The organism is Stenotrophomonas sp. YJH_SMC_21 (assembly GCF_059369555.1).
This window is the reverse complement of the sequence record NZ_JCAFSU010000003.1, coordinates 39,451-51,826: the sequence shown is the minus strand read 5'-3', so window position 1 is coordinate 51,826 and position 12,376 is coordinate 39,451. Positions and strand designations below refer to the sequence as shown.

Here is a 12,376-nt window from a genome sequence, read left to right as displayed (position 1 = left end):
CGCAACTGCCTGTCCGAGGTTCGTTGGGGGCGTTCTCCGGGGCACCGGAAGACCGTTCCATTCGAAACCACTACCCCGGCGGAACCTTCGTTCAACCGCCGACGCAGATCGGTGCGCACCGATCATCGGATAGTGCCACGTGAAAACGTTTACATGGCAGAATGGGCAACTGTATTCGATTGCAGTGCTCGCCGTCATGCGGCAAGCGCGCAATCATCACTGCCATCGGGAGGGCCGAGGCAGTCCCAAAAGACAGCCCGGCTTCGGGCGGACCGGATAGGTGATATGGCAAAAGTGCAGTTGCAGGGTGTGCGCAAGGTCTATGACAACGGCCAGGTCGCGGTGAAGGACGCCACCTTCGAGGTCGCCGATGGCGAGCTGATGGTGCTGGTCGGTCCCTCCGGCTGTGGCAAGTCGACCCTGCTGCGGATGGTGGCTGGCCTGGAAGAGATCAGCGGCGGCACGCTGACCATCGGTGATCGCGTGGTCAACGATGTGGCGCCGAAGGATCGCGACATCGCGATGGTGTTCCAGAGCTACGCGCTGTACCCGCACATGACGGTGGCCGAGAACCTGGCCTTCGGCCTGAAGCTGCGCGGCCATGACAAGGCCACCATCGACAAGCGCATCGCCGAGGCGGCGCAGACGCTGGGCCTCACCGAGATGATGGACAAGCTGCCCAAGGCGATGTCCGGCGGCCAGCGCCAGCGTGTTGCGCTGGGCCGGGCGCTGGTGCGCGAGCCGGCGGTGTTCCTGCTCGACGAGCCGCTGTCCAATCTGGATGCCAAGCTGCGCCACAGCGTGCGTACCGAAATCGCGCAGCTGCACCGCAAGCTGGGCACCACCATGATCTACGTGACGCACGATCAGGTCGAGGCGATGACCCTGGGCCAGCGCATCGTGGTGCTGAAGGACGGCATCATCCAGCAGATCGATACGCCGATGGCGCTGTACGATCGTCCGGCCAATCTGTTCGTGGCCGGCTTCCTCGGCAGCCCGGCGATGAACGTGCTGCGCGGCACGCTGCAGGGCGATGCCAGCGGCGTGACCGTGGTCGACGGCGACTGGCGTGCACCGCTGGGCCAGGCCATGATCGATCCGGCGTGGCTGCAGAAGCCGATCGCGGTGGGTGTGCGTCCGGAGCACCTGCAGCCGGCCAGCGCCGATGATGCGCATGCGTTCACCGCGCGCATCGAAGGCATCGAGCCGGTCGGCAACGAGATCTTCGTCAACCTGAGCAGTGGCCAGCACGCGCTGACCATGCGCGTGGCGCCGCAGGCGCTGCCGGCGGTGGGCGAGCAGATCCGCGTGGCGATCCACCCGCAGGGCCTGCATTTCTTCAGCGCGGAAACCGGCGAGCGCCTGTAACGGGTAGTGCCGGCCGCTGGTCGGCAGCCTCAACCGTGCTTGGTTGCCGGCCAGCGGCCGGCACTACCATTTCAGGCGTGCGGACCAACGGTCCGCACCCACCAGTGCAGATCCCCACCAACCTGCTTCAGCGTGCCAATCCATCCAGCAACGGCACGCGCTGCGCGATGGCATCACCCACCTGCAGGTCAGCATCACCGGCCTCCAGTGGCAGCACCGCCAGTGCCAGGTCGCCGGCCACGCAGGCGATCGTGCCCAGCGCCGCGCCGTCCTGCTGCACGCCATCGCCGGCCTGCGCCGGTGCCGCGGTATGCAGCAGCTGCACCGCGCGCTTGGCCTTGCCGAGGAAGTGGGTGCGGGCGACGATTTCCTGGCCGGGATAGCAGCCCTTCTTCACGCTGTAGCCGTTCAGACGGTCCAGGCCCAGCTGCTGCGGGGTCCACACCTCGCGCTGGCCTTCTTCCAGCCGCGGCAGCCCGTAGCGCAGGTCGGCCTGGCGCCAGGCCAGGGCGAAAGCGGCCTCATCGGTTTCGCTGCCGGCCGCAAAGGCATCGGCGGCGCCGATGCGCAGGGTGCGCGGCAGGGCATCGCTGCCCAGGTCCAGTTCCCAGCCATCACCTGCGGCCTGCGCAATCGCAGCGCCGCTGGCGGCCTCGGGTGCAGTGAACGCCCCGGCCGCCGCCAGATCGTCGCGCACCAGCACCTTCACCTTGCGGCGGAACACGAAGCGCTGCAGTTGCGACGCAATCGCATCGGCATCGCCATCCGCCAGCACGAGCATCAGGTGGTCGTCGGCCAACCGCAGCAGCTGGAACACCGCCAGGGTGCGGCCCTTGGCGCTCAACCAGGCACTCCACTGCCAGTGCAGCAGGGGCAGGGCGGTGACATCGCTGCTGAACTGGGCGTGGGCAAAGACAGCCGCATCCGGGCCCTGCAGGCTCAGCAGCTGGTGGCCGGGCAGGCGCGGATATCCGGCGAAAGCAGGGGGCAGGTTGTCAGGCACGTGAACGAGGTCTAAAATTTGTGCGTTGCGAGACCGAACATGATAGGCCAAACAACCCCCACTCCCGACGACGAATCTGAAGCCCCGCTGGTCCCCGCGGCACCCGTGCCCGTGGAACAGGAAAAAGCAGAAGAATTCGGCGGCCGCGGCGGACTTGATCCGGTGCGGTATGGCGATTGGGAGAAAAACGGACGCTGCATCGATTTCTGATCAGCATTGAGCCAACGCGGCCGCGTGCCGCCCAGCCGAGACAACGAGCCCAGCGAATGGCGACCAGACAACGCCCACTTTCCCCGCACCTTCAGGTGTATCGCTGGCAGATTCAGATGGCCACCTCGATCCTGCATCGAGCCACTGGCGTCTTTCTGTCTGTTGGTGCCCTCATCATCGCTGCCGGCCTGCTGGCCCTGATGATGGGGCCCGAGTCCTGGAACTGCTTCACCGGCCATGCCGGGGCCTGGTATGGCCGCGTGTTCCTGTTCGCGTGGACATGGTCGTTCGCCTATCACCTGTGCAATGGCATCCGCCATGTGGTGCAGGACTTCGCCATCGGCTTCAGCATCCCCGCCTTCATCCGCAGCAGCTGGCTGTCGGTCACCGGCAGCCTGGTGATCACCCTGCTGGTGTGGGCCTATGTGATGTTCGGAGGTGCCGCGTGAGCAAGTTCCGTACCCCGTTGAAGAACGTGCGTGGCCTTGGCTCGGCCAAGACCGGCACCGAGCACTTCGTGCATCAGCGCCTGACCGCCGCCGCGCTGGTGGTGCTGGGCATCTGGTTCCTGGTCTTCGTGCTGGGCCTGCTGGGCTCGGACTACGCGACCGCCGCCGCCGCCGTGGCCAAGCCGTGGAACGCAGTGCCGCTGATCGGCCTGCTGATCGCCATGTTCTGGCACGCGCAGCTCGGCATGCAGGTCGTGCTGGAAGACTACATCCACGAATCGCTGCTGGCCCTGGTGCTGCAGACCGCGGTGAAGTTCGTCGCCGTGCTCGGCATGATCGTCAGTGTGTTTGCGGTGGGCCGCATCGCCCTCGGCGTTGCCTGAGCCCAGGCACCTACACAGGAATCCAGATTAGATGTCCGCTTACAAGATCACCGAACACAAGTACGACATGGTCGTGGTCGGCGCCGGCGGCGCCGGCCTGCGCGCCACGTTCGGCCTGGCCGCCAAGGGCCTGCAGACCGTGTGCCTGACCAAGGTCTTCCCGACCCGTTCGCACACCGTTGCCGCCCAGGGCGGCATCTCGGCCGCACTCGCCAACATGGGCGAAGACGACTGGCGCTACCACTTCTTCGACACCATCAAGGGGTCGGACTGGCTGGGCGACCAGGACGCCATCGAATACATGTGCCGTGAGGCCATCCCGGCCATCATCGAGCTCGAACACTACGGCGTGCCGTTCTCGCGCACCGCCGAAGGCAAGATCTACCAGCGTCCGTTCGGTGGCATGACCACCAAGTACGGCGAAGGCCCGGCGGCGCAGCGTACCTGCGCGGCGGCCGACCGTACCGGCCACGCGATGCTGCACACCCTGTACCAGCAGTCGCTGAAGCACGATGCGCGCTTCATGATCGAGTACTTCGCGCTCGACCTGATCTTCGACGACGAAGGCGCCTGCCGCGGCGTGCTGGCCCTGGACATGTCCGACGGCACCCTGCACCTGTTCCGCGCCCAGGGCGTGGTACTGGCCACCGGCGGCTACGGCCGTGCCTACTTCAGCGCCACCTCGGCGCACACCTGCACCGGCGACGGTGGCGGCCTGGCCATGCGTGCCGGCATCGCCATGCAGGACATGGAGTTCGTGCAGTTCCACCCGACCGGCATCTACGGCGCCGGCTGCCTGATCACCGAGGGTGTCCGCGGTGAAGGCGGCATCCTGCGCAACAGCAGCGGCGAGCGCTTCATGGAGCGCTACGCGCCGCACTACAAGGACCTGGCCTCGCGCGACGTGGTCAGCCGTTCGATGACCATCGAGATCCGCGAAGGCCGCGGCGTCGGCGAGCACAAGGACCACATCCTGCTCGACCTGACCCACCTCGGCCCAGGCGTGATCGACGACAAGCTGCCGGGCATCGCCGAAAGCGCCCGCATCTTTGCCGGCGTCGACGTGCACAAGCAGCCGATCCCGGTCATCCCGACCGTGCACTACAACATGGGCGGCATCCCGACCAACTACCACGGCGAAGTGGTGCAGAAGGTCGGCGACAACGACAATGCCGTGGTGCCGGGCCTGTACGCCATCGGTGAAGCGGCCTGCGTGTCCGTGCACGGCGCCAACCGACTGGGCTCGAACTCGCTGCTGGACCTGGTGGTGTTCGGTCGTGCGGTGGCCAACCGCTGCGCCGAGACCATCAAGCCGGGCGCATCGCACAAGCCGCTGCCGGCCGATGCCTGCGACAAGGCGCTGGGCCTGCTGGACAAACTGCGCCACGCCAACGGCGATACCCCGACCTCGGTCATCCGCGATCGCATGCAGCGCACCATGCAGGCCGACGCGGCCGTCTTCCGCACCAGCCAGACGCTGAAGGAAGGCTGCGAGAAGATGGACAAGATCTTCGACTCGTTCCAGGACGTGAAGGTCTCCGACCGTTCGCTGGTGTGGAACTCGGACCTGATCGAGACCTACGAGCTGAACAACCTGCTGCTCAACGCGGTGGCGACGATCAACTCGGCCGAACAGCGCAAGGAAAGCCGTGGTGCGCATGCGCACGAGGACTATCCGGACCGCGACGACGTCAACTGGCAGAAGCACACCCTGGTCAGCGTCGACGAGAAGGGCAAGTGCAGCTTCGACTACCGTCCGGTGCACATGTACACGTTGACCGACGACGTGTCCGTGGTGCCGCCGAAGCCGCGCGTGTACTGATCCGACCCCGCCTACCATGCAATCCGCGCCCAAGGGCGCGGGCCGCCTGAGCCAACGAGAGCAGCCATGGCCGAGTTTTCACTCCCCAAGAATTCGAAGATCACGAAGGGCAAGCACTTCCCCGTCAAGAACGGCGGCAAGAACGTGCGCACCTTCAAGATCTACCGCTGGAGTCCGGACGACGACAGCAACCCGCGCACCGATACCTATGAAGTCGATCTGGACGCCTGTGGCCCGATGGTCCTGGACGCCCTGATCAAGATCAAGAACGAGATCGACCCGACCCTGACCTTCCGCCGCTCCTGCCGCGAAGGCATCTGTGGTTCGTGCGCGATGAACATCGACGGCACCAACACCCTGGCCTGCACCCGAGCCATCTCGGACTGCGGCAAGAAGGAAGTGCCGATCTACCCGCTGCCGCACATGAACGTGGTGAAGGATCTGGTTCCGGACCTGACCCACTTCTATGCGCAGTACGCCTCGATCAAGCCGTGGATCCGCACCCAGACCCCGGCACCGCCGGACCGTGAGCGCCTGCAGTCGCCGGAAGACCGCAAGAAGCTGGACGGCCTGTACGAGTGCATCCTGTGCGCCTGCTGCTCGACCAGCTGCCCGAGCTACTGGTGGAACGGCGAGCGTTACCTGGGCCCGGCGATCCTGCTGCAGGCCTATCGCTGGATCATCGACTCGCGCGATGAGGACACCGGTGCGCGCCTGGACGATCTGGAAGATCCGTTCAAGCTGTACCGCTGCCACACCATCATGAACTGCGCCCGGACCTGCCCGAAGGGCCTGAACCCGGCGCTGGCGATCGCCGAGATCAAGAAGCTGATGATGGAACGCCGCGCCTGATCGGCTCTGGCCGTACCCGGTAGAGCCACGCCATGCGTGGCTGTGCCACCGCAGTAGAGCCACGCCTTGCGTGGCTTTGCTGTATCTGGAGAAACACGATGGAAGAAGACGTTCTGCTGAAGAAGCTGCGCTGGCGCTGCCGCCGCGGCATGCGTGAGCTGGACCAGCTGTTCGGCCGTTATCTCGACCACGAATGGAGCACCGCGCCGACCGAGGAGCGCGAGGTTTTCCTGTTCCTGCTCGACTGCGAGGACGATAAGTTGTGGCGCTGGTTCATGGGCTATGAGGCCTGCCCGCATGCGCACGCGATCCCCCTCATGCAGAAGATCCTCGCCCTCAAGCCTTGAGTGGCGCCCCTCGCGGCTGCAGGCCGCCGCCCAGCTGGCGGTGCTGCTGGCCGCACCCTGGCTGCTGCGTGCATCGGATCTGCCGCCCAGGCTGCTGACGCCGGCGGTGTTGCTGGCCTGGGGCATCGGGTTGGCCGAACTGGCCTGGCGCCAGCGCAGGCCGCGCGTGCAGGTGCTTCTGCCGGTACCGCCCGAGCCGCTGCAGGTGGCCGGGCAGGACGTCGATGCACCACAACTGGTCGTGCGTGGGCCGTGGCTGTTGTTGCTCTGGCGTGAGGATCGGCGCCGCCGGCGCCTGCTGTTCTGGCCCGATGTGCTCGATTCCAGGCAGCGACGTGAACTGCGACTGGCCGTGGCCGCACGCGGCGTTTCCCGTAGGCCCCGGTCGATGGCACCATAAGCTGAATTGACCGGCGTGCCTGCATGTTCAAACCCATTCCCGTGGCCATTGGCCTGCGCTACCTGCGCGCCAAGCGCCGCAACGGCTTCATCTCCTTCATCTCGATGGCATCGATCCTGGGCATCGCGCTCGGCGTTACGGTGCTGATCACCACCCTGGCGGTGATGAGCGGTTTCCAGAAGGAAATCCGCAGCCGCCTGCTGCAGATGACCGCGCACACCACCATCAGCCGCGACGGCGAGCCGATGCCTGACTGGATGCGCGTGGTGGACGTCGCCCGCAAGGACCCGCGCGTGGCAGGTGCCGCGCCGTACATCGAGATCCAGTCGATGATCAGCGGCCCGCGCGTGCAGGGCGCAATCATCCAGGGCATCGATCCGGCGCTGGAGCCGAAGGTGTCGGTGATCGACAAGAAGGTCACCAAGGGCAGCTATGACAGCCTCAAGCCGGGCAGCTTCAACGTGCTGCTGGGCAAAGAGCTGGCGGTCTGGCTGGGCGTGGACGTTGGCGACCAGGTGCTGGTGACCTTTGCAGAAGTGCAGGGCACGCCCGCTGGCGCAGTGCCGCGGATGAAACGCTTCACCGTCAGCGGCATCTTCGAGGCCGGCTACAACGAGGTCGACCGCGGCGTCGGCTTCGCCAACATGCAGGACCTGGAGCGCGTGCTGCGTTCCGATGGCGCTACCGGCGTGCGGCTGAAACTGCACGACATGGACCGCTCGCTGGAAGTGGGCGTGGACCTGGCGCAGAGCCTCGGCGGCGCGTACCGGGTAAGTGACTGGACCCAGCAGAATGCCAACCTCTACCACTCGCTGCGCATGGAGAAGGTAGTGATGGGCATCCTGCTGTCGCTGATCATCGCCATGGGCGCTTTCAACCTGGTGTCGTCGCAGGTGATGCTGGTCACCGACAAGCAGGCCGACATCGCCATCCTGCGCACCCTTGGCCTGACGCCGGGCGGGGTGATGCAGGTGTTCATGGTGCAGGGTTCGCTGATCGGCATCTTCGGCACGCTGGCCGGCCTGATCGGCGGCATCACCCTGACCCTCAACCTGGAACGCATCCTCGGCGCCATCGAGAGCGTGTTCAACGTCAAGCTGCTGCCGGAGGATGTGTACTACATCACCGGCCTGCCGACCGACATGCAGACCGGCGACGTGGTGGCGATCACCGTGGTCGCGCTGCTGATGAGCTTCCTGGCCACCCTGTATCCCGCCTGGCGGGCAGCACGCACCCAGCCGGCGGAGGCCCTGCGTTATGAATAAGGTCTTCAACCGCGGCGACGAAGTGATCCGCGCCGAAGCACTGGGCAAGACCTACGCCGAAGGGCGCATGCAGACCCCGGTGTTCGATGGCCTGGACCTGACCGTGACCGCCGGCGAGACGGTGGCGATCATCGGTGCCTCCGGCGCCGGCAAGAGCACGCTGCTGCACCTGCTGGGCGGCCTGGACATTCCAACCGCCGGCGAGGTCTACGTGACCGGGCAGCGCATGTCGGCGCTGTCGGATACCGCGCGCGGTCTGCTGCGCAACCAGGCGCTGGGCTTCGTCTACCAGTTCCATCACCTGCTGCCGGAGTTCACCGCGCTGGAAAACGTGATGATGCCGGTACTGCTGGCTGGCACTGCGGTAGCAGAAGCGAGCAGCCGGGCCACCACGCTGCTGGAAGCGGTGGGCCTCGGCCACCGCCTGGATCACAAGCCGGGCGAGCTGTCTGGTGGTGAGCGGCAGCGTGCTGCGGTGGCGCGGGCACTGGTCAATCACCCAGCCTGCGTGCTGGGTGACGAGCCGACCGGCAACCTGGATGACCGCACGGCCGCCACGGTGTTCGAGCTGATGCTGGAACTGAATCGTGCGCGTCACACCAGCCTGGTGCTGGTCACCCACGACCGCAGCCTGGCGCGCCGCCTCGACCGGGTGCTGGAGCTGCGCGAAGGGCGCTTGCACGCCCTGGCCCACGCCGACGTCTGAGGCGCCGGGGCCGCTTTTGTGGAAGCCGACCCTGGTCGGCTGCTCCTGCAGGGCAGGCGCCAGCCAAGGTTGGTGACTTCCGGAATCCGGGGCCTTGGGTCTGCTTTGGTAGAGGTCGGCCTTGGTCGACCGCCGACCAGCGCCTGAATGGGGCTGTCGGTCGTCGCGCCGCCGTTGGCGGCCCGGGCGCATGATGGCGACAGTTCCCCGAGGAGATCGCCATGAAGACCCCGTTCCTGGTGGCCGGACTCTGCCTGGCGCTGGCCGCGTGTGCGACCACTGGCCGGCTCAGCAGCGCCGAGAAGCTTGACCTGTACCGTGCCCACGCCGGCGCGCCGCAGAACGACATGCAGTTCTTCGGCACCCTCAATGGCTGGACCGAGCTGGGTGACAGCGCGCTTGCGGTATGGACGCGTCCCAGCGAGGCCTACCTGCTGGAGTTGAGGGGGCCCTGCCAGGACCTGCCATATGCCACCGCCATCGGCCTGACCAGCCAGATGAATCGTGTTTCGGCGCGTTTCGACAAGGTGCTGGTGCGCGACCCTACCGGCGGCCCGCGCCTGCCGTGTTTCATCGACAGCATCCGCAAGCTGGATGTGAAGGCACTACGCGCTTCCGAGCAGGAGCTGCGCCAGGCGCAGGTGCAGGAGCGCGAGGAAAACACGAAATAGCGCGGTCGTGCCGGCCGCTGGCCGGCATCGCGCAGATGCCAGGTTGCCGGCCAGCGCCCGGCACTACCTGTGCGTCAGGCTTCCGGAGTGAAGCCGGCCGGCTTTTGCGCGTCCTTCTCGAACAGGAACTTGACCAGTTCGCCTTCAAGGAACGCGCGATGTTCCGGCGTACGCGGCGACAGGCGGTTCTCGTTGATCAGCATGGTCTGGTGCGCCAGCCACGCAGCCCAGGCCTGCTTGCCGATGTTGTTGAAGATGCGCTGGCCCAGCTCGCCGGGGTAGGGCACGAAGTCCAGGCCCTCGGCATCGCGTTGTTCGTACTGGCAGAAGACGGTTCGGGGCATGGCACTCACTCGTGGTTGCGGGGTTTCTTGGAAGTTCGTTTTGGCGTCTTGATCGTCGCGCCGTCGAGCAGTTTGCGGATCGGCGCGGGCAGGCCCAGCGCGCGCAGTTCATCGTAGGCGACCCAGCGCAACGTGGGTTCTTCCACGCGCAGGCCGTTCACCTGGCGCGACAGTACCTGCAGGTGCAGCCTGTAGTGACTGAAGGTGTGCTGCAGCACTGGCAACTCCTCGGCGTCTTCCAGCGAACCTTCAACATGCGCATCGAACCAGTCCTGCAGGTCGCTGCCGGCCTCGGCCTGCGGCAGCGTCCACAGTTGCGCCCAGATGCCGGTGTCCGGCCGCTTCTGCAGCAGCACGCGCTGCTGGGGGTCGCGCAGCAGCAGGGCCACTGCTTCTCGTTCGGGCAGGGTCTTGCTGGGCTTGGGCGTCGGCAGTTCGGCAGTGCGGCCTTCGCGGCGCGCCACGCACGCGTCCTGCAGTGGGCAGATCACGCAGGCGGGTCTGGCGCGGCTGCACACGGTCGCGCCCAGGTCCATCTGCGCCTGGGTGTAATCGGCCATGCGCCCGGTCGGCACCTGCGCCACGTGCGCCTCGGCGATCGCCCACAACTGCTTCTCGATGGCCGGAAGGCCCGGGAAGCCGTCGATGCCGTGGTAGCGGCTGAGCACCCGCTTGACGTTGCCATCGAGGATCGCGAACGGGTCGTTCCAGGCCTGGCTGAGGATCGCACCGGCGGTGCTGCGGCCGATGCCGGGCAGGGCATGCAGCGCGTCGAAGTCACGTGGCAGGTCGCCGTCGTGCAGTTCCACGCAGCGCTTGGCTGCCGCGTGCAGGTTGCGTGCGCGGGCGTAGTAGCCGAGCCCGGCCCACTGCGCCATCACCGCGTCATTGCTGGCGGCGGCGAGGTCGGGCAGGGTCGGGAAGTGCTGCAGGAACCGCTGGAAGTACGGGATGACCGTACTCACCTGGGTCTGTTGCAGCATGATTTCCGACAACCAGACCCGATAGGGGCTGCGCGGATGCTGCCAGGGCAGGTCGTGGCGGCCGTGGTCGTCGAACCAATGCAGCAGGTGGGCGACGAAGTCGTCGGTCTGCGTGGTTCCGGCGCTGGCGTGCGGCTGGCGGGGCATCGGTATTCCGGAGGTGGGCAGCCACCCATGGGGGGGGCTCTACCGGGCTGCAGTAGAGCCACGCCATGCGTGGCTGCACGGTCTATCAGGCACCCAGCGCTTCGGGCAGCAGGGCGTCAACGAAGGCTTCCGGATCGAATACGCGCAGGTCTTCCGGGCGCTCGCCGATGCCGGCGAAACGGATCGGAATGCCGAACTCGCGGGCCAGCGCGAACACCACGCCGCCCTTGGCAGTGCCGTCCAGCTTGGTCACCACCAGGCCGGTCACGTTCACCGCAGCGTTGAACTGGCGCAGCTGCGACAGCGCGTTCTGACCGGTGGTGCCGTCGATCACCATCAGTACTTCGTGCGGTGCAGTGGCGTCGATCTTGCCGAGCACGCGGCGGATCTTGCCCAGCTCGTTCATCAGGCCGGACTGGGTGTGCAGGCGGCCGGCGGTATCGGCGATCAGCACCGAGGTGCCGCGGGCCTTGCCGGCCTGCAGCGCATCGAATGCCACCGAAGCGGCATCGGCGTTCTGCCCTTGGGCGACCACGGCCACGCCGTTGCGCTCGCCCCAGGCCTGCAGCTGTGCGACGGCGGCGGCGCGGAAGGTGTCGCCGGCGGCAAGCATCAGGCTGTGGCCTTCATCCTTGAAACGCTTGGCCAGCTTGCCGATGGTGGTGGTCTTGCCAACGCCGTTGACGCCGACGGTCAGCACCACGAAGGGCTTGGCATTGCGGTCGATCACCAGCGGCTTGGCCACCGGCTGCAGGATCGCGATCAGCTCGGCGCGCAGCGCGGCCAGCAGCGCATTTGCATCTGCGAACTCGCGCGACTTCATGCGCTTGCGCAGCCCCTCGACCAGATCGGTGGTGGCACCCACGCCGACGTCGGCGGTGATCAGGGCGGTTTCCAGCTCGTCCAGCAGGTCGTCGTCGAGTTTTGGGTTGCGCGAGAACAGGCCACCGAAGCTGCGCGCGATGACGCTGTTGCGCAGGCGTTCGCGCCAGCCGGGCTTGCCGGCAGGAGCCGGAGCAGCGTCGACCGAGGCGGCAGCAGGCAGGTCGTCGGTGACCGGTGCCGGGGTGGGCTCGGGCAGCGGTGCGGGTGCCGGTTCGATGGCCGGGGTCGCGATGGGGGCGACGTCGATCTGCGCCGTCGGCGCAGGAGCTGCCGGAACCGCTGCGGCTGGGGCCGGAATCGCCGGGGTGGGCTCGACAGCGACCGGAACGGCGGTTGCCGGGGGCGGCTCGACCGGTGCAGGCTCGGCCGGTACGGCTACCGGTGCCGGCTCCTTGTCCTCGACCGGCGCGGCCGACGGAAACGCCGCCGCCAGCTCTTCAGCCGAGTAGTGCTGGGTCTTGGGTGCCTCCGTTGCGGGGGCATCCTGGGGCTTCTTGCGGCGGAAAAAACTGAGCATTGGCAAAAGGCGCTGAAATCAGAG

The 12,376-nt window shown here is 66.8% G+C and carries 15 protein-coding genes; 11 read left to right on the top strand and 4 right to left on the bottom strand.

All coding sequences use genetic code 11. From position 1 onward, the window contains the following. Nucleotides 1-285 precede the first annotated feature (285 nt). Nucleotides 286-1,368: an ABC transporter ATP-binding protein gene (locus AC5P67_RS05700; protein ID WP_099527503.1), complete on the top strand. Its 1,083-nt coding sequence runs from the start codon at nt 286-288 to the stop codon at nt 1,366-1,368. A gap of 127 nt (nt 1,369-1,495) precedes the next feature. On the opposite strand, the gene ygfZ is transcribed toward AC5P67_RS05700, so the two are convergent. Continuing rightward, nucleotides 1,496-2,371 (bottom strand): CAF17-like 4Fe-4S cluster assembly/insertion protein YgfZ, encoded by an 876-nt coding sequence (gene ygfZ / locus AC5P67_RS05695; RefSeq protein WP_012479770.1) that lies wholly within the window; start codon nt 2,369-2,371, stop codon nt 1,496-1,498. A gap of 39 nt (nt 2,372-2,410) precedes the next feature. On the opposite strand from ygfZ, the gene AC5P67_RS05690 reads away from it, so the two are divergent. From AC5P67_RS05690 to AC5P67_RS05645, 10 genes are all read left to right on the top strand, one after another. Beyond that, a complete protein-coding gene (locus tag AC5P67_RS05690) occupies nt 2,411-2,581 on the top strand; it encodes a DUF1674 domain-containing protein (protein ID WP_005409075.1) in 171 nt (56 codons plus the stop codon). 56 nt (nt 2,582-2,637) lie between these two features. Next, nucleotides 2,638-3,030, top strand: coding sequence for a succinate dehydrogenase, cytochrome b556 subunit (gene sdhC / locus AC5P67_RS05685; RefSeq protein ID WP_005409076.1), 393 nt, complete (start codon nt 2,638-2,640; stop codon nt 3,028-3,030). Then, the gene (gene sdhD, locus AC5P67_RS05680; protein WP_005409077.1) at nt 3,027-3,413 is read left to right on the top strand and encodes a succinate dehydrogenase, hydrophobic membrane anchor protein; all 387 of its coding nucleotides are present in this window, start codon (nt 3,027-3,029) and stop codon (nt 3,411-3,413) included. The genes sdhC and sdhD overlap by 4 nt, the downstream gene beginning before the upstream one ends. 31 nt (nt 3,414-3,444) lie before the next feature. Next, complete coding sequence (gene sdhA / locus AC5P67_RS05675; protein ID WP_005409078.1) at nt 3,445-5,235, top strand: succinate dehydrogenase flavoprotein subunit; 1,791 nt, start codon at nt 3,445-3,447, stop codon at nt 5,233-5,235. A 66-nt stretch (nt 5,236-5,301) separates the two neighbouring features. Continuing rightward, complete coding sequence (locus AC5P67_RS05670) at nt 5,302-6,087, top strand: succinate dehydrogenase iron-sulfur subunit (protein ID WP_005409079.1); 786 nt, start codon at nt 5,302-5,304, stop codon at nt 6,085-6,087. 98 nt (nt 6,088-6,185) lie between these two features. Further along, nucleotides 6,186-6,434 carry an FAD assembly factor SdhE gene (locus AC5P67_RS05665; protein ID WP_005409080.1) on the top strand — a complete coding sequence of 83 codons (249 nt, stop codon included), beginning with the start codon at nt 6,186-6,188 and terminating at the stop codon, nt 6,432-6,434. Beyond that, nucleotides 6,385-6,834 carry a hypothetical protein gene (locus AC5P67_RS05660; RefSeq protein WP_049451041.1) on the top strand — a complete coding sequence of 150 codons (450 nt, stop codon included), beginning with the start codon at nt 6,385-6,387 and terminating at the stop codon, nt 6,832-6,834. The genes AC5P67_RS05665 and AC5P67_RS05660 overlap by 50 nt, the downstream gene beginning before the upstream one ends. A 23-nt stretch (nt 6,835-6,857) precedes the next feature. Next, nucleotides 6,858-8,099 carry a lipoprotein-releasing ABC transporter permease subunit gene (locus AC5P67_RS05655; protein ID WP_005409082.1) on the top strand — a complete coding sequence of 414 codons (1,242 nt, stop codon included), beginning with the start codon at nt 6,858-6,860 and terminating at the stop codon, nt 8,097-8,099. Further along, a complete protein-coding gene (gene lolD, locus AC5P67_RS05650; RefSeq protein WP_005409083.1) occupies nt 8,092-8,805 on the top strand; it encodes a lipoprotein-releasing ABC transporter ATP-binding protein LolD in 714 nt (237 codons plus the stop codon). The genes AC5P67_RS05655 and lolD overlap by 8 nt, the downstream gene beginning before the upstream one ends. Before the next feature lie 221 nt (nt 8,806-9,026). Next, complete coding sequence (locus AC5P67_RS05645; RefSeq protein WP_005409084.1) at nt 9,027-9,476, top strand: DUF6491 family protein; 450 nt, start codon at nt 9,027-9,029, stop codon at nt 9,474-9,476. 74 nt (nt 9,477-9,550) lie between these two features. Here AC5P67_RS05645 and AC5P67_RS05640 read toward each other — a convergent pair whose 3' ends face one another. The 3 genes from AC5P67_RS05640 to ftsY all read right to left on the bottom strand — a co-directional run bounded on the left by AC5P67_RS05640 (nt 9,551) and on the right by ftsY (nt 12,352). After that, nucleotides 9,551-9,820: an oxidative damage protection protein gene (locus AC5P67_RS05640; protein WP_005409085.1), complete on the bottom strand. Its 270-nt coding sequence runs from the start codon at nt 9,818-9,820 to the stop codon at nt 9,551-9,553. A 5-nt stretch (nt 9,821-9,825) separates the two neighbouring features. Beyond that, nucleotides 9,826-10,950 (bottom strand): A/G-specific adenine glycosylase, encoded by a 1,125-nt coding sequence (gene mutY, locus AC5P67_RS05635; RefSeq protein ID WP_065183333.1) that lies wholly within the window; start codon nt 10,948-10,950, stop codon nt 9,826-9,828. Between the two features lie 85 nt (nt 10,951-11,035). Then, entirely contained in the window at nt 11,036-12,352 is a 1,317-nt protein-coding gene (gene ftsY, locus AC5P67_RS05630; protein ID WP_012479774.1) for a signal recognition particle-docking protein FtsY, read from the bottom strand. Between the last annotated feature and the right edge of the window lie 24 nt (nt 12,353-12,376).

Coding starts and splice junctions, on each gene's coding strand:
- AC5P67_RS05645 (WP_005409084.1), top strand. CDS start 9,027: ATGAAGACCCCGTTCCTGGTGGCCGGACTCTGCCTGGCGCTGGCCGCG.
- sdhC (WP_005409076.1), top strand. CDS start 2,638: ATGGCGACCAGACAACGCCCACTTTCCCCGCACCTTCAGGTGTATCGC.
- lolD (WP_005409083.1), top strand. CDS start 8,092: ATGAATAAGGTCTTCAACCGCGGCGACGAAGTGATCCGCGCCGAAGCA.
- sdhA (WP_005409078.1), top strand. CDS start 3,445: ATGTCCGCTTACAAGATCACCGAACACAAGTACGACATGGTCGTGGTC.
- mutY (WP_065183333.1), bottom strand. CDS start 10,950: ATGCCCCGCCAGCCGCACGCCAGCGCCGGAACCACGCAGACCGACGAC.
- ftsY (WP_012479774.1), bottom strand. CDS start 12,352: ATGCTCAGTTTTTTCCGCCGCAAGAAGCCCCAGGATGCCCCCGCAACG.
- AC5P67_RS05660 (WP_049451041.1), top strand. CDS start 6,385: ATGCGCACGCGATCCCCCTCATGCAGAAGATCCTCGCCCTCAAGCCTT.
- AC5P67_RS05640 (WP_005409085.1), bottom strand. CDS start 9,820: ATGCCCCGAACCGTCTTCTGCCAGTACGAACAACGCGATGCCGAGGGC.
- AC5P67_RS05700 (WP_099527503.1), top strand. CDS start 286: ATGGCAAAAGTGCAGTTGCAGGGTGTGCGCAAGGTCTATGACAACGGC.
- AC5P67_RS05670 (WP_005409079.1), top strand. CDS start 5,302: ATGGCCGAGTTTTCACTCCCCAAGAATTCGAAGATCACGAAGGGCAAG.
- AC5P67_RS05665 (WP_005409080.1), top strand. CDS start 6,186: ATGGAAGAAGACGTTCTGCTGAAGAAGCTGCGCTGGCGCTGCCGCCGC.
- AC5P67_RS05690 (WP_005409075.1), top strand. CDS start 2,411: ATGATAGGCCAAACAACCCCCACTCCCGACGACGAATCTGAAGCCCCG.
- AC5P67_RS05655 (WP_005409082.1), top strand. CDS start 6,858: ATGTTCAAACCCATTCCCGTGGCCATTGGCCTGCGCTACCTGCGCGCC.